This is a genomic window from Nocardia sp. CC227C (assembly GCF_030767025.1).
Classification (GTDB): Bacteria; Actinomycetota; Actinomycetes; order Mycobacteriales; family Mycobacteriaceae; genus Nocardia.
In genome coordinates this window covers 208,291-232,278 of sequence record NZ_JASITE010000004.1, presented here as the reverse complement: position 1 = coordinate 232,278, position 23,988 = coordinate 208,291, and the positions used below count along the sequence as shown (strand labels likewise).

Genomic DNA, 23,988 nt, shown 5'->3' with positions numbered 1-23,988 from the left:
ATAGGTCCCTGACCCGGTAAGTGCCGGAGCGATAATTTCAGCAGCTGCCCGCGTCGAATCCCACCTCGCCGGTGGTGAGAGTAACCACTGTCCCAGCAGTCACTTTCGTACCAGCCGCGGGATTCTGTTCCGCCACCACGCATTGAGCGTCGTGCGGCCCGCGATCGGTTCCGCCGACCACCTTGGCCAGCAGCCCGTCCTCGGCGAGCAGATTCTCCGCGCGGATCGGGCGCTCACCGCGCACATCGGGCACCGCGACCAGCGTCGATTCCGCCCCACCGGAGTTCTCCAGCCGACTGGATTCCTTCGACACGAAGAACGAGGCCCCGGACTCCCGCTGCTCACAGGTGATGCCGACTTCGCGGGACAGACAGCGCACATTCCCGAACTCCAGGTAGGAGCCGTAGGGCAGCGCCTCGATATCGCCCGGACCGTAGAACAGCCCCTCGGTGGTGCAGGCGAACCGCGGCCCGTCCAGGCTGAGGCCGAAGGCGGGCATCGGCGCCTGCGCCCCGGACATCTCCGCGCACGGCTGCTCGCCCTCCGGAACGGCGGCGAGACGGCCCTGGCAGCCCGCCTCGACGGCGGTGTCGGCGAGGGCGAGTGGTTCGTCGAAGATGGCGCAGCGGAAGTTGCCGCTGGGCGTCTGGAAGTAGTACCCGGGTGTGCCGGTCGGCGTGTCCGCGAGCCGGTACGCCGCCGCGTCGACGGGTTCGCCCGTGCTCGGCGCGGTCGTGGTCGGTGCGGTGGTCTCCGTCGTCGGCGCGGTGGTTGTCGTCGCGGTCGGTTCCGTCGCGGTGCCGGACTGTTCGCTCGAGCAGCCGGACAGCAGGGCGGTCAGTGTCGCCGCGACTGCGACGACAACGCGCATTCTCACAAGCATCCCTTCGGGTAGGTCATACCCGCACGAGATTATTTGTCGTCGTTGACTTTTGCCATCGACAGCACGTTCAGGCGGCGGTCGAGTTCCTCGACGGTGAGCGCGTCGCCGATGAGACCGCGATCGATGACGGTCTGGCGGATCGTCTTGTTCTCCTTCAGCGCCTGCTTGGCGACCGCGGCGGCCTCCTCGTAGCCGATGGCGGAGTTGAGCGGGGTCACGATGGAGGGGGAGGATTCGGCCAGCCGCTGTAGCCGCTCGACATCGGCGGTGAGGCCGCTGACGCACTTGTCGGCGAACAGGCGCGAGACATTCGCGAGCAGCCGGATCGACTCCAGCACATTGCGGGCCATCATCGGGATGTAGACATTGAGTTCGAAGTGGCCGTTGCCGCCGCCCCAGGCCACCGCCGCGTCATTGCCGATAACCTGCGCGGCCACCTGGGTGACCGCTTCGGGGAGAACGGGATTCACCTTGCCCGGCATGATGGACGAGCCCGGCTGCAGATCCGGCAGCTGGAGTTCGGCCAGGCCGGTGAGCGGACCCGACCCCATCCAGCGGATATCGTTGGCGATCTTGGTGAGGCTGATGGCGACGGTGCGCAGCGCGCCGGAAACCTCGACCAGCCCGTCCCGCGCGGCCTGCGCCTCGAAATGGTCCTTCGCCTCCGACAAGGCGTCCAGCCCGGTCGACTTCTTCAGTTCCGCGACGACTTTCGCGCCGAAACCGGCCGGGGCATTGAGGCCGGTGCCGACCGCGGTGCCGCCGATGGGCAGCTCGCCCAGGCGCGGCAGGGTGGCCAGCAGCCGCTCGATCCCGGCGCTCACCTGCCGGGTGTAACCGCCGAACTCCTGACCCAGGGTGACCGGTACGGCGTCCATCAAATGGGTGCGGCCGGACTTCACCACATCACGCCATTCGGCGGATTTGTCCAGCAGCGCCAGCCGCAGATGATCCAGTGCCGGAACCAGATCCTTCACCACGGCCTCGGTGGCGGCCAGATGCGTGGCGGTCGGGAAGGTGTCGTTGGACGACTGCGACATGTTCACGTCGTCATTCGGGTGCACGGTCACGCCGGCCCGGGCGGCGATGGTCGCGATCACCTCGTTGGTGTTCATATTCGAACTGGTGCCGGAACCGGTCTGGAAGACGTCGATGGGGAACTGATCGTCGTGCGCGCCGTCGGCGATCTCGGTGGCGGCCGCGACAATGGCGTCGGCCTTGGCGGTATCAAGCAGCCCCAGATCCCGGTTCACCACCGCGGTGGCGGCCTTCAGCAGCCCCAGCGCCCGGATCTGCGCCCGCTCCAGCCCGCGCCCGCTGATCGGGAAGTTCTCCACGGCACGCTGGGTCTGCGCGCGCCACAGCGCATCGACGGGGACGCGGACCTCGCCCATGGTGTCGTGTTCGATGCGGTACTCGGTCTCCTCGCTCATGAACTCGACCCTAGGCCCGTGCGGGGGTCCGTGGGGAAGCCACGCCTTGACCACCTGTTGGTGAGCTGATCGTTTCGTGTCATCCGGTGACGGCCGGACCGACCCCGGGTTTGTTGTCGGTGGCGTGTGTCACACTCGCCGGTGATGAGCAGGCACACCACCTTCCGCTACCGGCTCGACCCCACCACCGAGCAGCACACCACGCTGGCCCGGCACGCGGGCGCGGCGCGGTTCGCGTTCAACCAGTGCCTGCACCTGGTGAAAACCGCCCTGACACAACGCGAAACCGATCCCGAGCAGCCGGTGCCATGGACGGGGTTCAGTCTGATCAACGCGTTCAACGCCTGGAAGAAGACCGAGGCCGCCGGGCGGGTGTTCGCCGTCGATACCGCCGGGGTCGCGCGGGTGCGGGTGACCGGGTTGGTGTGGCGGGATCAGGTGTGCCAGCAGGTGTTCGAGGAAGCCGCCGTCGACTGCGGGCGCGCCCTCGCCAACTGGTCTGACTCCCGGAATGGCCGCCGTCAGGGCAGACGGGTCGGGTTTCCCCGCTTCAAGTCCAAACGGCGTGCCACCTCGGGATTCCGGCTGCGGAACAAGCCCGCCAGGAACGGCCGTCCGTCGATTCGGATCGGTGACGGCGATACCCCCCGGTCGGTCACCCCGCCCGGTCTCGGTGTGCTCCGGGTATGGGAGGACACGCGCCGGTTGCGGCGGATGCTGGCCAAGGGCCGCGCGAAGGTTCTGTATGCCACCGTCACCGAGCGTGGTGGCCGGTGGTGGGTCAGCGTGGCCACCGAGGTCGCCGACCTGCACCCCGCCCACCAGCACCGGCCCCGCGACCCCCGCGACGAACACGGCTGGGTCGGGGTGGACCGAGGACTGTCCGCGTTCGTGGTCGCCGCCACCGCCGAGGGTGGTGAGGTCGCCCGTATCACCGCGCCCAAGCCCCTTGCTGCCGGGTTGTCCCGGCAGCGACGGTTGTCGAAAGCGTTGTCCCGCACACAGAAAGGATCCCGTCACCGAGACCGGGCCGCCGCGCGGTTGGCCCGGCACCATCGTAAGACCGCCGACATCCGTCGCCACTTTCTGCATGAGGTCACCGGCATGCTGGTCCAAACCCACGACCGGCTCGTCGTCGAGGACCTGCACGTGGCCGGAATGCTACGCAACCCACGGTTGGCGCGGGCGATCGGCGACGCGGGGTGGGCCGAGTTCGCCCGCATCCTGCGGTATAAGCAGCAGTGGCGCGCAGGCACCGTGATCGCCGCTGATCGTTGGTTCCCGTCGAGCAATCTTTGTTCGCGTTGCGGCACCGTCAACACCGGCCTCCGTTTGGCCGATCGGGTGTTCGCGTGCGTGTGTGGGCTACAGCTGGATCGGGATGTGAACGCGGCGGTCAACCTCGCGCGCTGGCCGACCATCCACCAGAGCGTGTCACGATCCCCGGACCTCCCAGCAGGGGGCCGGGTCACCAACGCCCGCCGACGGGAAGGCGCTGACCGACACCGTTCGGGTGTCGGTGTAACCGGCCCGGTAGACGCGGGAACCGACACTCACCCGCTCGCGGTGTGAGTGCCGGACGCCCGAGAAGGGCGCTGTCGAGTAACCCGACAATCCCGGTTACCCAACAGGCTGTGAGGGGATCAGCGCACCGAAAGGCGGTGGTGCACTGGGAATAAGCGGGGTGTCGATCGGGTCAGGGCATCGGGGGAGCGGCGTCCTCGTCGCCGACGAAGTCCACCGAGGAGTACTCGCGCAGTTTGGTGAGGCGGTGGTAGGCGTCGATGATGCGGACGGTGCCGGACTTGGCGCGCATCACGATGGACTGGCTGTACGCACCGCCGCCGAAGTAGCGCACGCCGCGCAGCAGGTCGCCGTCGGTGACGCCGGTGGCGCTGAAGAACACGTCCTCACCGGAGACCAGGTCCTCGGTATTGAGGATGCGGTCCAGGTCGTGTCCGGCGTCGATGGCCTGCTGGCGCTCCTCGTCGTCCTTGGGGGCCAGCTTGCCCTGCAACGCGCCGCCCATGCAGCGCATGGCGGCCGCCGCGATGATGCCCTCGGGGGTGCCGCCGATGCCGATCAGCACGTCCACACCGGATTCGGGGCGGGCGGTGGCGATGGCGCCGGCCACGTCACCGTCGGAGATGAGGCGGATGCGGGCGCCCGCGTCGCGCACCTCCTGGATGTGGCGGGCGTGGCGGGGACGGTCCAGGACGCAGACGGTCAGGTCGGAGACGGCCGAGCCCTTGGCCTTGGCGACCCGGCGTAGGTTCTCGGCGATGGGGGCCGACAGGTCGATGACATCGGCGGCCTCCGGGCCGACCGCGATCTTCTCCATGTAGAACACCGCGGAGGGGTCGAACATGGCGCCGCGCTCGGCCACCGCCAGCACCGAGATCGCGCCCGCCGAACCCTTGGACATGAGGGTGGTGCCGTCGATGGGGTCGACCGCGAAGTCCAGCTCCGGGCCGGTGCCGTCGCCGACCAGCTCGCCGTTGTAGAGCATGGGCGCTTCGTCCTTCTCGCCCTCGCCGATCACCACGATGCCGCGCATCGAGACGGTCGCCACCAGCTGCCGCATGGCGTCGACGGCCGCACCGTCGCCGCCTTCCTTGTCGCCGCGCCCCACCCAGCGTCCGGCGGCCATGGCCCCGGCCTCGGTGACTCGGACCAACTCCAGGGCCAGATTGCGATCCGGAGCCTCGCGGCGGCTGGATGCGGTCATGACGGGTGCCTCCTTGGTTGTCTATTGCTGCGAGAATTGTCGCATTGAGGTCGGCGGGGGCATTCAGGTACTCACGTTCCAATTCCGTCGGTACGCCGACGCGCACCTGTGTGCCGGGTCGCAGTACCCGGCCGTGGATACTGGGTGCGTGTCGTATCAAAAGCCGCGGATCATGAACGACTGGAAGGACCTGTTCTGGTCGTTGTTCCCGCTGGTGCTGATCTGCTTGGTCATCGCCGGGATCGCCAGCCAGTGCACCTTCTCGGCGAAAGGCCCTACGCCGGGGCAGATTCCGGACTTCGATGTGAGCGCAGCGCTGGCCGACGACGCGGCGAACATGCCGTTCGCCATTCGGGAACCTGCGCTCCCGGAGCAATGGACCCCCAACTCGGGACGACGCGACACCATCGCGGGCACCGGCGGCGGCCCGGTGAGCACCGTGGGTTACATCACGCCGCAGGGCACCTACATGCAGCTCTCGCAGACCGACGCCACCGAGGAAGCCCTCGCCAAGCACGTGGTCGACACCCGATACGCCACCGGCACCGAGCAGATCGGCGACCGCAAGTGGGTGGTCTACGCCGAGCCCGGCACCGAAGCCGCCTGGATCACCGACTTCGGCGACGCCCGCGTGCTCATCAAGGGTGCGGGCAACCCCGCCGCCTATACGACGCTCGCCACCGCCATCGGCCGGGCGAACCCGCTGTAGTACCCGCGTCGCCACGATCCGGAACGTCACACGCCATGCGGCGGCACTCCGCGCGCCATGCTGCGGCACTCCGCGACACGACGATCCGCGGCGACGATCCGCGACATCGGACGGTCCGCACGCATGCGGCGGACTCGTCCGTCAGCGGTGGGCGACCACATTGACGACGGTTCCGTTCGGATCGCGAACGAAGAACCGCCGCACACCCCAGGGCTCGTCGCGCAGGGCGTAGACGATCTCCGCCCCGGCGGCGACCATGGCGGCGTGCGCGGCGTCCACGTCGTCGACCTCGACGCTCATATCGGGCTGCGGTCCCTCCGTGTCCGGGCCGAACAGCAGCACCTGGGCGGTCGGATTGTCGGGACTGGCCAGGGTGACGACCCAGCCGAGGTCCATCACCTCCTCGAAGCCGAGCTCGCGGTAGAAGGCCCGGCTGGCGGCCATGTCCGCGGTGCGGATATCCGGGACGACTCGGCGGATGCTCATCGGCTCACTCCTGGTCGCGCCGCGCCAGCGCGTCCTCCACGCGCTGCCGCGCGCCCGCCAGATGCTCCTCGCACCGGGTGGCGAGCGCCTCGCCGCGCTCCCAGAGCGCGAGCGAGTCGTCCAGGTCCATCCCGCCCTGTTCGAGCATCTTCACCACGTTCACCAGCTCGTCGCGGGCGCGTTCGTAACCGAATCCGGCGATTTCGGCGAGGTCACTCTCGGTCATCGGTGGACTCCTTTCGGGGGCGGGTGCCGAGGGGTTGGCTGCCGAGCGCGGCGGCGGTGACCGCGCCGTCGGCGACGCGGATGCGCAGCTGACTGCCGGCCGGGGAATCGTCGATGGAGCGGACCACCTGCCGCTCGCTGCCCGTAACCCGTTGCACCACCGCGTATCCGCGCGCCAGGGTGGCGGCCGGGCCGACGGCGGTGAGCTTCTCGCGCAGGTGGCGGGTGGTGGTGGATTCGGCGGTGAGCAGGTGCTCGACCGCGCGGCGGGCGGCGGTGCGCAGTCGTTCCGCCTCGTCGTAGCGCTGGTCGAGCAGGCGGAGCGGCTCGGCCAGCACCGGGCGGGAGCGCAGCTGCGCCAGGGCGCGGGATTCGCGGTCCACCCAGCCGCGCAGGGCGGCGGCGGCGCGTTCGGTGAGTTCGCGCAGCAGTGCCATTTCGGCGGCGGCGTCGGGGACGACGCGCTTGGCGGCGTCGGTGGGGGTGGCGGCGCGCAGATCGGCCACATAGTCGCTGATCGGGTTGTCGGGCTCGTGCCCGATGGCGCTTACGATCGGTGTCTTGGCGGAAACGATTGCCCGGCACAGGGTTTCATCGGAGAAGGGCAGCAGGTCCTCGACGCTGCCGCCGCCGCGCGCCAGCACGATCACATCCACCTCGGGATGTGCGTCGAGCGCGGCGATGGCCTCCAGGATCTGCGGTACGGCGGTCGGTCCCTGCACGGCGGTATTGCGGATCTCGAACTTCGCCGCGGGCCAGCGCTGGGTCGCCACGGTCACCACATCGTGCTCGGCGGCCGAGGCGCGGCCGGTGATGAGCCCGATCCGCTCGGGTAGGAAGGGGATCGGCCGTTTGAGCCGCTCATCGAACAGCCCCTCCGCCGCCAGCAGCCCCTTCAGCCGTTCGATGCGGGCCAGCAGCTCGCCGATGCCGACGGGGCGGATCTCGGTGACGCGCAGCGAAATGGTCCCGCGCCCGGTGAAGAACGAGAGCTTGCCGTACACGATGACCCGGCTGCCCTCCTGCAAGGGCGCCGGGGAGTTCCGCAGCAGCTCCGGGTCGCAGGTCACCGACAGGGACATATCCGCTGCCGGGTCGCGCAGCACCAGAAACGCCGTCCGCGTCCCCGGCCGCAGATTGATCTGCGTGATCTGCCCCTCCACCCACACCGCACCGAGCCGCTCGATCCACTGCGCCACCTTGATCGAAATGGTGCGCACCGGCCACGGATTCTCCGGAGAGCTCGCCCCCCGCTCGGACGTAGCGGCATTCACCGCACCAGTGTCGGTCACCGCACCATTGTCACGTCCCCCACCGACAGGCTCACGGCCACCCATACGAACCCGCGTCCCACCAGCCACATACGCCCCGCGCCGACCGGCGACCTCGCGGGTGAACACGCGACCGACCCGGGCCGACGAGGCAACGGATCCCGCATGCTTCGGGGCAATCACCGGGTGCGTCCGACATGGATTCGCACCCCGGCGACCGGTGCGCACACGACGGCCCGCGGGCCGTGCGCTGAACAAGCGGAGAGGCGGCACAGTGCACCGAATACGCGGCAAGGCGATACGGCGCGCTGGTGGTGCGGAGAGGCGGCACGACCTGCTGGGGCGCGGCGAGGCGGCACGGTGCGCTGGTGGTGCGGAGAGGCCGCACGGCGCGCTGGTGAGCGGGAGGGCGGACAAGCGACAGCGCCGGTCGCCCGGCGTTCTCGTCCGGGCGACCGGCGCTGGCGGGTGATCGTCTACTTGGCCTGCACGGTGGCGATGCGGTTCGTCAGCATGGTGACGAACGGCGCGCGTGCCTGGGTCTGCTGTTCGAAGGCGAGCAGCTGGGACAGCTCCTCCACGCTGAGCATGCGCAGGCGGGCGCGCAGCTGCGCCAGCGTCATGTTCATGTAGTCGTAGCGGGAGGCGACCTCCGGCTCGACGGCCGCGAAATTGCCATTGTGGCCATTGGCGGACGCGCCGGAAGTGCTTGCGGAAGAGCTGCTTTCGGCGGGCTCGGCCGACTCGGCGGGCTGCGGTGCGGCGGATCCGGTGTCGGCGGCCGGGGCCTCCTGCTCCTCGGCGACGACGGATTCCGGCTCGGGGCCCGCGGGTGTTTCCGACACCGGGGCCTGGGGGGCGGAGACCGCGATCGGTTCCGGCTCCGGTGCGCCCGCGTCCTCGGGGCTGTACAGGTCGAAGCGGCTCTTGTATGCCGATTTCGCGGCGGTGCCGAAGGTTTGCTCGTCGTCGGCGTCCTCGTCGAAGGTGGCCCACTCGGGCTGCTCCTCGGGACGGTTCACGAAGCGGTCGAAAACCTCGTCGCCCTTGAGGGCGAGGCTGGTCACGAACTGCTGCACGTGCATGAAGTTCTGCAGCAGCTGGCTGACGGCGGTAATCGGGAGGTTGACCGCGGTATTCGGTAGCCGACGGGTTTCCTCGAGGGCGTAGACGGCGGCCCCGGCGGCGACCCGGGCCAGAAAGGGAGGTCGAAACATGGTCCTAGCCTGCCCGAAACGGCGTGTGATGCAAAGGACGGAATTCGCCGGAAGTGATTATCGCCGCGCCTCCGACCCGGTGCGGTTCATTCCGCACACGTATTCTGTGGGGCATGTCCTCGGCTATCCCATTGAACGTCGGAATCACCCGGTCGGCCGTCTCGGGTGCTGCCGACTCGCCGAAGCGTGTGCTGCTCGCCGAACCCCGTGGTTACTGCGCCGGTGTGGACCGCGCGGTGGAGACGGTGGAGAAGGCGCTCGAGAAGCACGGCGCGCCCATCTATGTCCGCAAGGAGATCGTGCACAACCGGCACGTCGTGGAGACGCTGCGGGAGCGCGGGGTGATCTTCGTCGACGAGACCGACGAGGTGCCAGAGGGGTCGGTGGTGGTGTTCTCCGCCCACGGCGTCTCGCCCATGGTGCACTCCTCCGCCGCCGCCCGCAGTCTGCACACCATCGACGCCACCTGTCCGCTGGTGACCAAGGTGCACCAGGAGGCCAAGCGCTTCGCCCGCGACGACTTCGACATCCTGCTCATCGGCCACGAGGGCCACGAGGAGGTGGAGGGCACCGCCGGGGAGGCCCCCGAGCACGTGCAGCTGGTGGACGGCCCCGATGCGGTGGACGGCGTCACCGTGCGCGATGAGAGCAAGGTCATCTGGCTCTCCCAGACCACGCTGTCGGTGGACGAGACCATGGAGACCGTGCAGCGGCTGCGGGAGCGGTTCCCGAGCCTCCAGGATCCGCCCAGCGACGACATCTGCTACGCCACCCAGAACCGCCAGACCGCGGTCAAGGCCATGGCACCGGAATGCGACCTGGTGATCGTGGTGGGGTCGCGCAACTCCTCCAACTCGGTGCGCCTGGTCGAGGTGGCGCTGGGCGCGGGCGCCAAGGCCGCGTACCTGGTCGACTACGCCCGCGAGGTGGACCCCGCCTGGCTGGAGGGCGTCCGCACCATCGGCATCACCTCGGGCGCGTCGGTGCCGGAGATCCTGGTCGAGGGTGTGCTGGAACTGCTGGCCGAGCACGGCTTCGGCGACGTCCAGCCGGTGACCACCGCCAACGAGACCCTGGTCTTCTCCCTGCCCCGCGAACTGCGCGCCGCCCGCGCCTGATCACGCGAAGGACCACGTGCGCCCCGTGCGATTCGCACGGGGCGCAGTGCTGTCGGTCGTGGTCCGCCCGTGTCGTTCATCCCGTCGCCGGTGCCCCGGTCGAGGACGCGGCGGCTGTGCGCGCCGAGGCGCGGGACCGCCGCTCGAGCGTGCGGCGGCGGGCGGACTGGTCGTGGCTGCGCGGTGAGCCGCTGCGGATTCCGTGGCTCGGACCGCGTATCGGCCACGCCTGGGTCACTCGTGCTCGGAAGAACAGGCCCGGGTCACTCGTGCTCGGAAGAACAGGCCCGGGTCACTCGTGTTCGGAAGAACACGCCCGGGGTCGCACGTGGTCGGACGAATCGGGTGCGCCGTTCCTCGGTCCGGATCGATCGACCGGTCGAGCTGCGCGGCCGCCGTGGTCGGCGGTCAGCGGTCGGCGGAGTCCACCACGGGCGGGCGGTTGTTCGTTCCCGGTGGTCCGGCCGCACGGGTCGCGGCTCGTCGTGTGCGGGCGCGGCGCGTCAGCGCTCGATGCGGCCCGAATCGCGATCGCGGTAGCGCACATTGGGGCGGGGGTGCGGGGGCACCTCGCCGCCCGCGGCGGCGCGGCGGCGCGGCGGCTGGTCACCCCGGGGCTTGCGGGCCGCGGCGGCGGGGGGAGTGCGGTCGCCGGTCCTGCGGTCGGCGGGCGGTGTGCGCTCACCGGCGGGCTTGCGGTCCACCGGGGCGCGTTTGCGGTCGGCCCCGGCGGTGCGGTCGGAGCCCACGCGCGGCGGACGTTCGGCCACGCGGCCGGTGGGGCGGCGGCCGCGGGATCCGGATTTCGGTGCGGGATCGTCGAATTCGGCATCGGACGCGCGGGTGGTGCGGGTACGCCGCCGGGCCGGGTCCGACTCGCCGGCGCGGGAGCGGCGGGTGCGCGCGGCAGCGCCGGAACGGCTGCCGCGGGCACGTGAGCGCGACCGGTCGTCGCCGGGCATCCCCTCGTGCCGGTGTAGGTACAGGCGTAGGCCCCCGATGGCCAGGACCAGCACGGTGGCCAGCGCCATGGTGGGAAAGCGGTTGACCAGCGGGATCGCCAGATTCAGCAGGATGTCCTTGAGCCCCAGGCTCCGGGAGTTGCCCAGCATCTGCTGATAGGCCAGCGGCACCGCGAAGAACAGCAGCAGCGGCGGCAGCACCAGCGCCGTGAACAGACCCCGGTAGCGGACCGCCAGCACCGCCAGCACACAGCCGAGCACGTACAGCGACGAGAACGTTCCGGTGAGCTCCGACCCCCCGCTGGCGTCGATGAAGAAGCCCAGGAAGGTACAGGTCACCGCGATCAATACCGCCGCTCCGGCGGGGACGCCCGGCACCGTCGGCAGAATCGAACGGTGCGACACGGGCACCTCTGCTCGCTCGCTTGGAGTAACTGCCACGTCAAGCACACTAAAGCATGTAGCTATTCCGCGAGGGAGGCGACTCGAGCGGCTTGCCGAGCGCGCGTCACCCGCGCTGGTCGATACTGTCGGCATAACCGTCCGGCACGTCGGTGAAACCCACCGCCCGCGGCCAATGGTCCACCCTGTCGATATCCGGCACGGGGGTATCGGCGATTTCCAGGTCGTGCAGTTTGCGGGCGGTCACCATGACCCGCGCCTCCACCGACGCCACGGCCTTGTTGAAGGCCATCACCGTTTTTCCGAGCTGTGCGCCCAGATCGTCCATATGCCGCCCCGCGACGCTCAACCGCGTATACAGCTCGCGCCCGAGTTGATGCACCGTCGCCATATCGCGGGACAGCGCCTCCTGCCGCCAGCCGAGCGCCACCGTCCGCAGCAGGGCGACCAGGGTCGTCGGCGTCGCCAGGATCACATTCCGGCCGAAGGCGTACTCGAGCAGGCCCGAGTCGGTGGTGAGGGCCGCGTCGAGAAAGGGGTCGCCGGGCACGAACAGCACCACGAATTCCGGTGACGGATCGAAGGCCCGCCAGTACTCCTTGTCGGCGAGCTGATCAATGTGCACGCGCAGCTGTTTGGCGTGCTGGGCCAGTTGCTGTTTGCGAATATTCGGATCATCGGCGGCCGCGGCCTCCAGATAGGCGGTGCACGGCACCTTGGCGTCCACCACGATCTGCCGCCCGCCCGCCAGCCGCACCACCAGGTCGGGCCGGATCACGGTATCGCCGCGCCGGGTCACCTGCGTATCGAAATCACAGTGCCGGGCCATTCCGGCCAATTCGACGACGCGTTCCAATTGGATCTCACCCCAGCGGCCGCGCACCTGCGGTGCTTTGAGCGCCGCCACCAATTGACCGGTCTGGGTGGACAGCTGATGCGAGGTGCGCTGCATTCCCGCGACCTGTTCCCGCAGTCCCGAATACGCGTTGATGCGGTTGTGCTCGACTTCCTGAATGTGGCGATTCAGATTCCCGACCGCTTCGCGCAGCGGCTCCACGAGATTGCCGATGGCGTAGGACTGCCGGCGTGCCGCGTCCTCGCTGGCCGCGCCGAGCGACTGGCGTAGCAACCGCTCGTTGTCGTGCATGGCGGCGAGTCGCGCCTCCGCGGTCGCGGCGCGTTGACCCGACCGCGCGGCGTGCGCGAGCCAGCCGACGGCCAGTCCGGCGAGGAACACCAACAGCAGCGCAAACAGCATCGGTGCGGTCATGCGCCTGATAGTGCACTACGTCACCGACACAAACGCGGAATCGGGCACTTCGCAGCGAGTTTCCAGCAACCGACCGGCACGCTTCGTGGCGCGACACCACCGCCGCTGGCTAGTTGTCGCCCCCATCGCCTACGGTTTTGCGGCATGCGGATACTGCACACCTCCGACTGGCATATCGGCCGCACCTTCCACGGTGTCGATCTGCTGGCCGATCAGGCGTGTTCGCTCGCGGCGATGGCGGAGCTGGTGGCGGCGGAGCGGGTCGATGTGGTCGTCGTCCCCGGCGACGTGTACGACCGCTCCATTCCGAGCGCCGACGCGATCGCGGTGTGCAATCGGGGCTTCGAGGCCATGCGCGCGGCGGGGGCAACCATCGTGGCGACCTCGGGCAACCACGATTCACCCACCCGGCTGGGTGCGCTGGGGAGTTTCGCGGCGGCGGGCGGGCTGCATCTGCGGACCACCATCGCCGAGGTGGCGCGGCCGGTGGTGCTCGCCGACGCCCACGGTGAGGTGGCCTGCTATGGCATCCCGTATCTGGAACCGGATATCACCCGCGCCGAATTGGGCGTGCCGCAGGCGCGTTCGCACGCCGAGATTCTCGATGCGGCCATGCGGCGCATTCGCGACGATCTGGCCGGGCGCGCCGGGACGCGGTCGGTGGTGCTGGCCCACGCCTTCGTGGTCGGCGGCGAGGCCACCGGCTCGGAGCGGTCCATCGCGGTCGGCGGGGTGGAAACGGTGCCGCTGCGCGCCTTCGACGGCATCGACTATGTCGCCCTGGGACATCTGCATTCCCCGCAGACGCTCTCGGAGTCGGTGCGCTACTCCGGATCGCCGCTGCCGTATTCGTTCGGGGAGCGCTCGCATCGCAAGGCGGTGTGGATCGTCGATCTCGAGGCCGACGGGCTGGGCGAGGTGCGCCGCGTCGAGCTGCCGGTGGTGCGCGGGCTGAGCCAGCTGGCCGGAACTCTCGATGAGTTGCTCACCGAACCGGAGTTCGCCGCCGCCGAGAATGACTATGTGGCAGCGACTCTCACCGATCACGCGCGGCCGGTGGACGCGCTGCGCAAGCTGCGCGGCCGCTTTCCGCACGCCGTTCACGTGGAATGGGTTCGGCCCGAGGGGAATCCGGAACTGCGCTACCGTGAGCGCGTGCAGGGACGCCGGGATATCGAGATCGCGCACAGCTTTCTCAGTGATGTGCGCGGAGAGCCCTCCGGCGGTGAGCTGAGGTGGGTGGAGCGGGCCCTGGCCGCGGCCGTGCGGGAACCGGAGCGGGAGTCGACGGCGGTGGAAGGGCTGTTCGCGGAACCTGGCACCACGGAACTCACCGCATGACGCCCGTCCGCACAGCGCCGGACCCCGGTGTGGCGCCGCGTCCCGATGCCGTGGTGTGCGCCGGTGACCCGCCCCGCGCCCGCTTCGTGCCGACCGTGTGGTCGCGCCGTGCGCTCTCGCCCCGTCTGGGGGCGTGCTCGGCATGAGGCTGCACCGCCTGGAGCTGACCGCCTTCGGGCCGTTCGCCGACACGACCGTGGTCGATTTCGACGTGCTCGGAGCCGATGGGCTGTTCCTGTTGCACGGGCAGACCGGGGCGGGCAAGACCACGGTGCTCGACGCCATCGCCTTCGCGCTCTACGGGCGGGTGCCCGGGGCGCGCGGGGAGAGCAAGCGCCTGCACTCCGACCACGCCGACGAGCAGACCCCGCCGCGGGTGGTGCTGGAGGCCACCCTCGGCGGGCGACGCCTGCGGTTGACCCGGACGCCGGAGTTCCTGCGGCCCAAGAAGCGCGGCACCGGCTGGATCACCGAGCAGGCCGGCGCCACCCTGGAATGGCTGGACGGGCGCGGGCTGAACCTGTCTCGCATCCCGGATATCGGCGACGAGGTCGTGCGCCTGCTCGGCATGAGCGCCGACCAGTTCTTCCAGGTGGTGCTGCTGCCGCAGGGCGATTTCGCGCGATTTCTGCGCGCCGACAACGAGGATCGCGAGAAGCTGCTCGAAAAGCTCTTCGACACCGAACGTTTCGGCACCGCCGAACAGTGGCTCATCGACAAGCGCCGGGCCTCCGCCGCCGACCTCGACACCCGCCGCCAGAGTATCGACCGGCTCATCGCCCAGATCGGCGTCGCGGCGGGCCTGCCCGCCACCGAGACCGTCGGCCCGCTCGAAGCGGTCGAATGGTCCCAGGATCTGCTGACTACCGCGCGCACCGCCCTGACCACCGCCGCCGCCGAGCTCGAACGCCGCGAGACGGCCGCGACGCGCACCCGCAAGGCCGCCGAAGAACAGCGCCGCCTGCACGATCTGCACCGCCGCCTGACCGCCGCCCGCACCCAGCTCGACCATTACGCCGCCGGAGCCGCCCGCCGCACCGAGGCGCAGGCCGAACTCGACCGCGCCCGCCGCGCCGAACCGGTCACCGCCGCCCTGTCCGACGCCCGCGCCGCCGCCGTCGCCCTGCGTCGCCGCGAGGAGGCCACCGGCCGCGCCGCCGCGGAACTGGCCGCCCGCCTGACCGAGCCCGCGAGCCTGGAGCTGCCCGGAACCTACTGGGCCGCTGTCGATCTCATACACGCTGAATTGGCCGGAACCGACCTGGCCGACGACCTCTCCGCCATCGATCCCGTGGCCGAAGCAGCGGCGGATGCCGCTGCGGCCCACCAGGCCGGGCCGCCGGACGGCGGGCACGCGTTCGGACCCGGGCGGGCAACGGTCGGCGATGCGGGGGCACCGGATCACGGGAACGCCGACGGGCGCGCGGGGGAGCTGGGGCTGTCCGACACCGGCGGGAGCGCCGGGCTCGAGTCGGCGATTCAGCGGTGGACCGCGCAGATCGGCGCGCTGGACGAGGTGCGGGCGGACGCCGAGACGGCCAAGCGGTTGGCGGGGGAGATGACGCGGCTGCGGCGGGAGCAGGACGAATCGGCGGGGCGAGCGGAGAAGGTGCGGCGGCTGCGGGGGGAACTGCCGGAGTCGATCGCGTCCGCGGAGGGACGGCTGCGGGCGGCGGCTGATGCGGCGGCCGGGCTGCCGGTGCTGGAGGCCGAATGCGAGCGACTGCGCACCGCCGCCACCGCCGCCCTCGAACTGGCCACGCGGCGTGCGGAACTGGTGCGCGCGCAGGCGGCGTTCGAGGCGGCGCGCACCGCGCATCTGGACGCCCGCGAACACACCCTGGCGCTGCGCGAGCGGCGACTGGCGGGGATGGCGGCGGAGTTGGCGGAGGCGCTGACCGAGGGGCAGCCGTGCACGGTGTGCGGGTCCGTCGACCATCCGGACCCGGCCCGCGTGGCGGGCGCGCCGGTGTCGAAGGACGCCGAGGACAAGGCATTGCAGGCCGAACGGGTGGCCGAGGCCGCCCGCGAGCGGGCGCAGCGGCAGGTCGCCGATCTGGAGCGCGCCATCGAGGTATTGGTGGAGCGCGGCGGCGACGCCGACAAGGCCGAGCTGGCCGGTGCCCTGGATGCGGCCACCAAGCGCTACGAGTCGGCGCGGCGGCTGGCCGAACGCGTCGAGGCGCTGACGGCCGAGCTGGCGCGGCTGCGTGCCGACGAGACCCGGCTCCAGGACGAGTTGCGCGACTGCGAAACCCGCGCCGGTGCGATCATGGAGCGCATCGTGGCCACCGATCGCCGCCTGGCCGAACTCACCGAGCGTTTGCACGCCGCCGCCGGTGCGGACGGCACCGTGGAGCGCCGCCGCGCCCGCCTGCGCACCCTCGTCGACGACGCCACCGAACTGCGATCCGCGCGCGCCGAGGTGGCGTCGGCCCGCGATCAGGTCGCCGCGGCGGCGCTGCGCGTCGAAACCCTCTCCCGCGACGCCGGTTTGGTGGAATCGGCCGTCCCGGTAATGCGCGCCGACGGCAGCGGCCCGGACTACACGGTGCTCGCCGACTACGCGCGCGTGGTGGACGCCGCCTCTCGCACGGCGGCGCAGCAGGCCGACCTCGAGGACGAACTGGTCGCGGCCGACCGCGCCCGCGCCACCGCGGCGGCCGTGCTCGCGGAGCCGGAGGTCCGCGCCGCCGCCACCGCCGAACTCGCCGATCTCGAACAGCTGGAAGCCACGGTGGCACAGGCACAGTCGGAACTCAGCGCCGCCGTGGCCGCACATGCGGGTGCCGCCCGCCGGGTGGAACAGCTCGAGGAGCTGTGCGGCCAGCTGTGGGCGGCCGTGGACCGGATCGCCCCGTTGCAGCGTGCCCACGAGGAACTCTCCGGACTGGCCGATGTGGTGGCGGGCCGCGGGGAGAACAACCGCAAGATGTCGCTGCGCTCCTACGTGCTCGCCGCCCGTCTGGAGGAGGTGGCACTCGCCGGCTCCGTGCGCCTTCGCCGAATGTCCGGCGGCCGTTACGAATTCGTCCACTCCGACGCCGCCGGTCCGCGCGGCCGCCGCGGCGGTCTGGGCCTGGACATCCGCGACGACTACACCGGAGCCGTGCGCCCCGCCAAAACCCTCTCCGGCGGTGAGACCTTCATGGCCTCCCTGTCCCTGGCGCTGGGTCTCGCCGATGTGGTGGCCGCCGAATCCGGCGGCCTGGTCCTCGACACCCTCTTCATCGACGAGGGCTTCGGCAGCCTGGACGCCGACACCTTGGACGCCGTCATGGGCGTCCTCGACGAACTGCGCTCCGGCGGCCGCGTGGTCGGCGTGGTCAGCCACGTCGACGAGATGCGCCAGCGCATCCCCAGCCGTTTGCACGTGGTCCGCGGCCGCACCGGCTCGTACCTGGAAACCAATGTGGCGTAGCGATTTCCGGTAAGCACGGCACCACCCCGGTCTGCGGCGCGGGGCACGGGATTCGCGGCCGTGCCTGGGTTACTGCCGTGCGTGGGACCGCGTCGTCAGTTCGTCGCGGTGCGCTCGTGTGCCAGCAGCCAGCGTTTGATGTCGAGTCCCCAGCGGAATCCGCCCAGGGTGCCGTCGGTGCGGATGATGCGGTGGCAGGGGACGAACAGGGCCGCCGCATTGCGGGCGCAGGCGTTGGCGGCGGCGCGGGTGGCGGCCGGGCGGCCGGATACGGTGGCGTATTCGGTGTAGGTGACCGGATTTCCGGCCGGGATCTTGCGCAGGATCTCCCAGGCGTGCACGAGGAACGGCCCGGATGTCTGGCGCACGGTCACCGTGTCGATGGCGCGCAGGTCGCCGTCGTGATACGCCTCGACGGCCGTGGTCACGGCGCCGAGCGAGGCACGCCGCCGCAGCGCGTCGGGTCGCAGGGCGGGGTGGATGAGCCCGCGCAGGTGTTCGGCGTCGTCGGTCCAGCCCGAGGCCAGTACCGCGCCGTCGGTGTCGACCACGGCGGTGAACGGCCCGATCGGTGTGGCGACGGTGGCGAAATCGGCTGTCGGCGAGCCGGTCCCGGTGGTCGTCCGGGTGCTGTCGGCGGTGCTCACGGTGCGGTTCTCGCTTTCCGGGCGCGGGTCGCGCCGTCGGGGGCGGCGGCCGGATTGGCCAGTGCGTGCTTCCACAGGTGCATGGAGAGATAGGACCGCCAGGGCGCGAAGCGGCCGGTATCGGTGAGGTCGAGTCCGAGCAGGTTCGCGCCGCGGCGCACCACCAGATCGGTGTGCAGCAGGATGTCCGGGTCGGCGAGCAGGCGCATGGTCACGTAGTCGGCCGTCCACGGTCCGACGCCGTCGAGGGCGAGCAGGTCGCGGCGCACATCGGCGGCGGTGCGTCCCGCGTGCAGAACGAGGTCGCCGGAGGCGAGCGCCCGCGCCGCGCCCACGATGGCGGCGGTGCGCCGGACCGGGCCGGTCAACACCTCCGCTCCCCGTTCGGCGATGGCCGCGGGGGTCGGGAACAGGTACGGCACCGGACCGGGCGCCGGGTCGCCGAGCGCCGTCACCAGCCGCGCGGTGTGGGTATTGGCGGCGGCCACCGAGATCTGCTGGCCGATCATGGTGCGCAGCAACAGTTCCGGGCCGTCCAGGCAGCCGGGTACCCGAATGCCCGGACCGGGCGGCATGCCGAATCCGGAGGCGAGGGATTCGTCGATGCCGATCGGGTCGGCGTCGAGGTCGAGCAGATGCCGCAGCCGGGCCACGGTCGGCGCGAGGTCGCGCATATCGTGCAGCGACAGCGCGGCCCGCACGTGTCCCGGCCGCACGCTCAGCCGCACGGTGGCATGCCCGTGCGGGGTGCGCAGGGTGCGGGTGTAGACGCCGTCCTCCCACAGTTCCAGCCCGGGGGTGGCGTGCGCGGACAGGAACCATTCCAGCCACGACCGGTCGAGCGGCTCCCGGTAGGGCAGCCGCAGGGTCAGCGACCCGTTGGTGGCGGCCACCGCGTCGCTGTTGCGCCGCACCTCCTCGCGTAGTCGGGTGGGGCTGACGGCGAAGACCTCCCGCACGGTGTCGTTGAACTGGCGGATGCTGGCGAATCCGGCCGCGAAGGCGATATCGGACATGGACAGCTGGGTGGTCTGGATCAGCAGCCGTGCGGTGTGCGCGCGGTGGGCGCGCGCCAAAGCCAGTGGGCCCGCGCCGAGTTCGGATGTCAGCACCCGGGTCAGTTGCCGCTGTGAATAGCCGAGGGAGTCGGCCAGCGCGGGCACGCCGCCGCGTTCCACCACGCCGTCGGCGATGAGCCGCATGGCGCGAGCGGCCAAGTCGGCCCGGGTGTTCCACAGTGGCGAGCCCGGCGCGGCATCGGGCAGGCAGCGGCGGCAGGCGCGGAATCCGCACTGCTGCGCGGCCGCCGCGGTGGGCAGGAAGGTGACGTTGGCGCGTTTCGGCGTTATGGCCGGACACGATGGGCGGCAATAGATTCCGGTGGTCCGCACGGCGGTGAAGAACTGCCCGTCGAAACGGGCGTCCCGGGTCGCGACAGCGCGGTAGCACCGTTCGAAGTCCAGTCCGGTTGCACTCACGCACATCACCCTCCCAGGCGGGGCCGATATCCGCTAGCGGAAATCAGCCATTATCCCCCGGCGGTCAGCAACAGCGGGTGCCGGGATTGCGGTCGGCGGCCTCGTGCCGCTGCCGCCAGTACTCGGCCTCGCTCGGAACCTCCTGGTCGGGGTGGTTCCGCCGCAGGTGCTGCACATAGCGGGCGTAGTCGTTGCCGCCGAGTATCGAATTGAACCACCACAGGAACCCGCGGACGGCCCGTATCAACGCGCGAACCGCCGACCTCGGGCCGAAGCCCGCGGTCGGCGGCACAGTGGAATCGTTCATCGCAGTCGGTTGTACGCCACGGTCAGTGCGCGTGCACTCCCGACCGCGCGCCGGGTGCGCGAATCTGTCCGGAGGCGATGAGCTCGTCCCACTCCTTCTGCACCTCCTTCTCCGCCTTGGTGGCGAGGAAGCTGCTCGGGCCGAAGATCTTCGACGGCTCCTCCGGCGATTCGGTGGTCTCGCCGCCGCCCTTGCGGATGGCGCGCACGCACACCAGCACGCCGACCACGGCCACGATCAGCACCAGCACCGCGAAGACGATGGACAGCGTGCCCTGGATGAAGGTGTTGCGGACGATCTTCTCCAGATCGGCGATCTGCTTCTCCAGCGCCGCCGCATCCGCCACGCCAGCGGGCAGCTGGCCGGTGTCGCGGGCGGCCTCGTAGGCATCCAGCTTGATCTTGGCGTTGTCGTGCGACTTCCAGTAGCCGATCTTCGGGTCGGCCGAGAAGATCTTCTGCCAGGACGCCGTCATGGTCACGATGAGATCCCAGGCCAGCGGCAGCGCCGGAATCCAGGCCCACTTGAGCAGGCCCTTCTTCACCACGATCACCGTCACCACGGTCAAGGCGATGGCCGCCAGCAGCTGGTTGGCGATGCCGAACAGCGGGAACAGCGTGTAGATGCCGCCCAACGGGTCGGTGACGCCCATCAGCAGCACCGAACCCCAGGCCGCCACCACGATGGCCGAACACAGCCACGCTCCCGGCCGCCACGACGCGTCCTTGAACCGGGTGAACGGGCCGCCCAGATTGCCCAGCGAATCCGACACCATGAAGCGCGCCACGCGGGTACCGGCGTCGATGGTGGTGAGGATGAACAGCGCCTCGAACATGATGGCGAAGTGGTACCAGAACGCCTTCCAGCCCGGGCCGCCCAGGAACTGGTGCAGCACCTCGGACATGCCGACCGCCAGGGTCGGCGCGCCGCCGGTGAGCGAGACGATCTTCTTCTCGCCGATGTCCTCCGCGGCCTGGGTCAGCTGCGCCGCGGTGATCGGATCGCCCTGTAGCCCCAAGCTGTTCACATATTCGGCAGCCGTCTCCGGGGTGTTGCCGGTGAGCGCGCCGCTGGCGTTCATGGCGAAGTACAGGTGCTGGTCGATGATGCTCGCGGTGACGATGGCCATCACGGCCACGAACGACTCCATGAGCATGCCGCCGTAGCCGATCATCCGCGCCTGCGACTGCTTCTCCAGCAGCTTCGGGGTGGTGCCCGACGACACCAGCGCGTGGAAACCCGACAGCGCACCGCAGGCGATGGTGATGAACAGGAACGGGAAGAGGCTGCCCGCGAAGGCCGGACCGTCGCTGTTGCTCGCGAACTCCGAGACCGCGGGGGCCTTCAGCACCGGCATGGTGATGAGAATGCCCGCGGCCAGCAGGAAGATGGTGCCGATCTTCATGAAGGTCGACAGGTAGTCGCGCGGGGCGAGCAGCAGCCACACCGGCAGCACCGAGGCGAAGAAGCCGTAGAGGATGAGCAGCCAGGCGATGGTGGCGGCGGAGAGAGTGAACCAGTCGCGGCCCCAGCCGGATTCGGCCACCCAGTTGCCGGAGACGATGGCCAGCATGAGCAGCGTGAAGCCGATCAGGGAGACCTCGCCGACCTTGCCCGGACGCACGAACCGCAGGTAGATGCCCATGAACAGGGCGATCGGAATGGTCATGGCGATGGAGAACACGCCCCACGGGCTGCCGCCCTCCAGCACGCCGGTGACCGGGTTCCTGGTGGCGGCCAGGGCGTTCACGACCACGATGCCGAGCACGGCCAGCAGGATCATCATGATCACCAGCACACCCACGATGGCGGCCACGCCGCCGACCGGGCCCAGTTCGTCGCGGGCCATCTGGCCCAGCGACCGGCCGCGCCGCTTGGACGACGCCCACAGCACCAGATAGTCCTGCACCGCGCCCGCGAGCACCACGCCCACGATGATCCAGATGGTGCCGGGCAGATAACCCATCTGCGCCGCCAGCACCGGGCCGACCAGCGGACCCGCGCCCGCGATGGCGGCGAAATGGTGCCCGAACAGCACCCGCCGGTCCATCGGCATGAAGTCCTTGCCGTTCTCCATGGCCTCGGCCGGAGTGGCGACGTCGTCGCGCGGCTTGGTGATCTTCCATTGGATCAGCCGGGCGTAGAACTGGTAGGCGAGGATGTAGGTGGACACGGCGGCGACCACGATCCACACCGCGTTCACGTTCTCGCCGCGCATGAAGGCCACGACCGACCAGGCGATCGCGCCGAGTACGGCTATCGCGAGGAAGATGCCCTTCTTGGCGGGTGTGAGCGGGGACCGGTCCACGATGCCCACCGGAGGTAGGGCGGGATCCGTCCGGAGGTATTCGATGGTCGCCATTCGACAACCCTCCCGTGCGGTACTGCGGCGTATTACGGAAACTGGCCGTCCAGCGAAGCCGACTTGTGGTCGGACCGGACGCGGTGCCGCCTGTCGGCGTTTCACCTCGCTTCCGCTGGAGGCCGAACGTATGCTGCCATGCGCCGTGGGATCTGCGTCACTCGGTCCGACGAACGGTCTGTTTTCTGCGACCAACGGTAGGAGTGATGCTGAGCGGGGTCAGGGAGGTCCGTGAACGGCCGGGCGCGGCCGTACCGCGGCGCACCGTACTCCGCACCGGTTTGGCCCTCCCGCTGCTGGCCGCGGGCTGTGGCGGCGGCTCCGATGACGCGGTGACCTTCTTCTTCCAGGCCCGGCCGGAGGAGGCGCGCACCCGGCTGCTCATCATCGACGAATTCCGCAGGCGGAGACCGGATATACCCATCCGCACCATCATGTCCGGGCCCGACCCCCTGCAACAGATGCTGACCTACTGCGCGGGCGGGAAGTGCCCGGATGTGCTCATGGCGTGGGAACTGCTCTACGCCGGGCTGGCCGACCGCGGCGTACTGGCGGACCTGAGCGAATTCCTCGATCGCGATCCCGCGCACGCGGCCCGGCTGGCCGACGACGGGTACGCGCCGCTGCGGGACACCTTCGTCTGGCGGGGTGGGCGGTACGCGCTGCCGGAGCAGTGGTCGGGGGTGTTCCTCTATTACAACCGGCGGCTGTTCGACCAGGCCGGGATCCGCGCGCCCGCGCGCTGGTCGGACGCCTGGAACTTCGACGAGTTCCTGGCCGCCGCACGGGCCTTGACGCGCCGCGACGGCGACGGACGGGTGCGGCAGTGGGGATTCTCGGACGCCTGGGTGCCCTACTACTCGGCGGCCTGCTTCGGCATGAACAACGGGGCGGAATGGTTCAGCCCGCCGGTCGCGCCCACCCGAATCAATATCGGCGATCCGCGCTTCGCGGCCGGATTGCAGTTCTACGCCGACCTCGCCGTGCGGCACCGGGTCGCGCCGCGCGCCGCCGATCAGCAATCCGTCTCGGCCCCCGACCTCTTCGCCCGCGGCCGGGCCGCCATGCTGCTGGGCGGGCACTGGCTGTACTCGGAGTTCGTCGGCCGTGACGACCTGGATTTCGATGTCACCGTGCTGCCGGTCGGCCCGCACGGCGGCCCCGCCGCCATCACCGATGTGGGCACCACCGGGCTGGCCATCGCGGCGAACAGCCCGCGCCGCGAACAAGCCTGGGAATTCGTCAAATTCGCGACCGGGCCGGAAGGGCAGGAGATCATCGCGCGGTCCGGGCTGTTCGTGCCGGTGCTGGGATCCGCCATGCACTCGGCGGGTTTCGCGACCGCCCACCCCGGGATTCGCAATCTGGAGGTCTTCACCGAGGGGCCCGCGCACTCCCGGCACCTCGCGGTGACGCCGGTGTGGGGCAAGGTCGAATCGCTGCTGGAGCGCGGCTGCAACCGGGTGCTGCGCGGTGCGGCACAGGCGGATTCGCTGGGCGGGCGCACGGCGCGGGATATCGACGAGATCCTGCGGGCGGCGCGGATATGAGCGGGCGCTCGGAGGTGCGCCGCGGCCGGTGGCGTGGACGGCGGGCTCGTACGGCGCGGCGACGGGCCGGTATGCGCGCGCGCGTTCCGGGCGGGTGCAGCGAGTTTCGGGCTCGACGCGGGGCGAACCGACCTGTGCGGCGCACGATGGACGAGCTGGGCGGCGATCGTGCGGTGCC

At 70.4% G+C, this 23,988-nt stretch carries 19 protein-coding genes; 6 read left to right on the top strand and 13 right to left on the bottom strand.

Annotated features, from left to right (window positions below; genetic code table 11):
• Positions 1-37 precede the first annotated feature (37 nt).
• Together QMO76_RS09615 and QMO76_RS09610 are read right to left on the bottom strand one after the other, a co-directional pair.
• Complete coding sequence (locus QMO76_RS09615) at positions 38-871, bottom strand: PASTA domain-containing protein (RefSeq protein WP_306360845.1); 834 nt, start codon at positions 869-871, stop codon at positions 38-40.
• 41 nt (positions 872-912) lie between these two features.
• Entirely contained in the window at positions 913-2,316 is a 1,404-nt protein-coding gene (locus QMO76_RS09610; RefSeq protein ID WP_306360844.1) for a class II fumarate hydratase, read from the bottom strand.
• 144 nt (positions 2,317-2,460) lie between these two features.
• Between QMO76_RS09610 and QMO76_RS09605 the strand changes: the two genes are divergently transcribed.
• The gene (locus QMO76_RS09605) at positions 2,461-3,888 is read left to right on the top strand and encodes an RNA-guided endonuclease TnpB family protein (protein WP_306360843.1); all 1,428 of its coding nucleotides are present in this window, start codon (positions 2,461-2,463) and stop codon (positions 3,886-3,888) included.
• Positions 3,889-4,012: 124 nt separating this feature from the next.
• Here the strand turns inward: QMO76_RS09605 and glpX are convergent, their stop codons facing one another.
• Positions 4,013-5,044, bottom strand: a complete 1,032-nt coding sequence (glpX, locus tag QMO76_RS09600; RefSeq protein ID WP_306360842.1) for a class II fructose-bisphosphatase — start codon at positions 5,042-5,044, stop codon at positions 4,013-4,015.
• Positions 5,045-5,216: 172 nt separating this feature from the next.
• Between glpX and QMO76_RS09595 the strand changes: the two genes are divergently transcribed.
• Positions 5,217-5,753, top strand: coding sequence for a DUF4245 domain-containing protein (locus QMO76_RS09595; protein ID WP_372341936.1), 537 nt, complete (start codon positions 5,217-5,219; stop codon positions 5,751-5,753).
• A gap of 141 nt (positions 5,754-5,894) precedes the next feature.
• Here the strand turns inward: QMO76_RS09595 and QMO76_RS09590 are convergent, their stop codons facing one another.
• From QMO76_RS09590 to QMO76_RS09575, 4 genes are all read right to left on the bottom strand, one after another.
• Positions 5,895-6,239, bottom strand: coding sequence for a VOC family protein (locus QMO76_RS09590; RefSeq protein ID WP_306360840.1), 345 nt, complete (start codon positions 6,237-6,239; stop codon positions 5,895-5,897).
• 4 nt (positions 6,240-6,243) lie between these two features.
• On the bottom strand, positions 6,244-6,465 hold the full coding sequence (locus QMO76_RS09585; RefSeq protein ID WP_039817016.1) for an exodeoxyribonuclease VII small subunit: 222 nt from the start codon (positions 6,463-6,465) through the stop codon (positions 6,244-6,246).
• Positions 6,452-7,801 carry an exodeoxyribonuclease VII large subunit gene (gene xseA, locus QMO76_RS09580; protein WP_372341935.1) on the bottom strand — a complete coding sequence of 450 codons (1,350 nt, stop codon included), beginning with the start codon at positions 7,799-7,801 and terminating at the stop codon, positions 6,452-6,454. Before xseA ends, QMO76_RS09585 begins: the two co-directional genes overlap by 14 nt.
• A 410-nt stretch (positions 7,802-8,211) precedes the next feature.
• Complete coding sequence (locus QMO76_RS09575) at positions 8,212-8,952, bottom strand: lipid droplet-associated protein (RefSeq protein ID WP_306360838.1); 741 nt, start codon at positions 8,950-8,952, stop codon at positions 8,212-8,214.
• A 113-nt stretch (positions 8,953-9,065) separates the two neighbouring features.
• Between QMO76_RS09575 and QMO76_RS09570 the strand changes: the two genes are divergently transcribed.
• The gene (locus tag QMO76_RS09570) at positions 9,066-10,070 is read left to right on the top strand and encodes a 4-hydroxy-3-methylbut-2-enyl diphosphate reductase (RefSeq protein WP_306360837.1); all 1,005 of its coding nucleotides are present in this window, start codon (positions 9,066-9,068) and stop codon (positions 10,068-10,070) included.
• Positions 10,071-10,573: 503 nt separating this feature from the next.
• Here QMO76_RS09570 and QMO76_RS09565 read toward each other — a convergent pair.
• The gene (locus QMO76_RS09565) at positions 10,574-11,473 is read right to left on the bottom strand and encodes a DUF6542 domain-containing protein (protein ID WP_306360836.1); all 900 of its coding nucleotides are present in this window, start codon (positions 11,471-11,473) and stop codon (positions 10,574-10,576) included.
• 67 nt (positions 11,474-11,540) lie between these two features.
• A complete protein-coding gene (locus QMO76_RS09560) occupies positions 11,541-12,704 on the bottom strand; it encodes a DNA recombination protein RmuC (protein WP_306360835.1) in 1,164 nt (387 codons plus the stop codon).
• Positions 12,705-12,848: 144 nt separating this feature from the next.
• Between QMO76_RS09560 and QMO76_RS09555 the strand changes: the two genes are divergently transcribed.
• Positions 12,849-14,045 (top strand): exonuclease SbcCD subunit D, encoded by a 1,197-nt coding sequence (locus QMO76_RS09555; RefSeq protein WP_306360834.1) that lies wholly within the window; start codon positions 12,849-12,851, stop codon positions 14,043-14,045.
• Positions 14,046-14,187: 142 nt separating this feature from the next.
• Positions 14,188-17,466, top strand: coding sequence for an AAA family ATPase (locus QMO76_RS09550; RefSeq protein ID WP_306360833.1), 3,279 nt, complete (start codon positions 14,188-14,190; stop codon positions 17,464-17,466).
• A 95-nt stretch (positions 17,467-17,561) separates the two neighbouring features.
• Here the strand turns inward: QMO76_RS09550 and QMO76_RS09545 are convergent, their stop codons facing one another.
• The 4 genes from QMO76_RS09545 to QMO76_RS09530 form a co-directional block, all read right to left on the bottom strand.
• Entirely contained in the window at positions 17,562-18,113 is a 552-nt protein-coding gene (locus QMO76_RS09545; protein ID WP_306360832.1) for a methylated-DNA--[protein]-cysteine S-methyltransferase, read from the bottom strand.
• Complete coding sequence (locus QMO76_RS09540; protein WP_306360831.1) at positions 18,110-19,597, bottom strand: AlkA N-terminal domain-containing protein; 1,488 nt, start codon at positions 19,595-19,597, stop codon at positions 18,110-18,112. The genes QMO76_RS09545 and QMO76_RS09540 overlap by 4 nt, the downstream gene beginning before the upstream one ends.
• Before the next feature lie 58 nt (positions 19,598-19,655).
• The gene (locus QMO76_RS09535) at positions 19,656-19,835 is read right to left on the bottom strand and encodes a YbdD/YjiX family protein (RefSeq protein ID WP_306361137.1); all 180 of its coding nucleotides are present in this window, start codon (positions 19,833-19,835) and stop codon (positions 19,656-19,658) included.
• 85 nt (positions 19,836-19,920) lie between these two features.
• Complete coding sequence (locus tag QMO76_RS09530) at positions 19,921-22,260, bottom strand: carbon starvation CstA family protein (RefSeq protein ID WP_306360830.1); 2,340 nt, start codon at positions 22,258-22,260, stop codon at positions 19,921-19,923.
• A gap of 206 nt (positions 22,261-22,466) precedes the next feature.
• Here QMO76_RS09530 and QMO76_RS09525 point away from each other — a divergent pair, with 206 nt between their 5' ends.
• Positions 22,467-23,810, top strand: a complete 1,344-nt coding sequence (locus QMO76_RS09525; RefSeq protein WP_306360829.1) for a sugar ABC transporter substrate-binding protein — start codon at positions 22,467-22,469, stop codon at positions 23,808-23,810.
• The last annotated feature ends 178 nt before the right edge of the window (positions 23,811-23,988 follow it).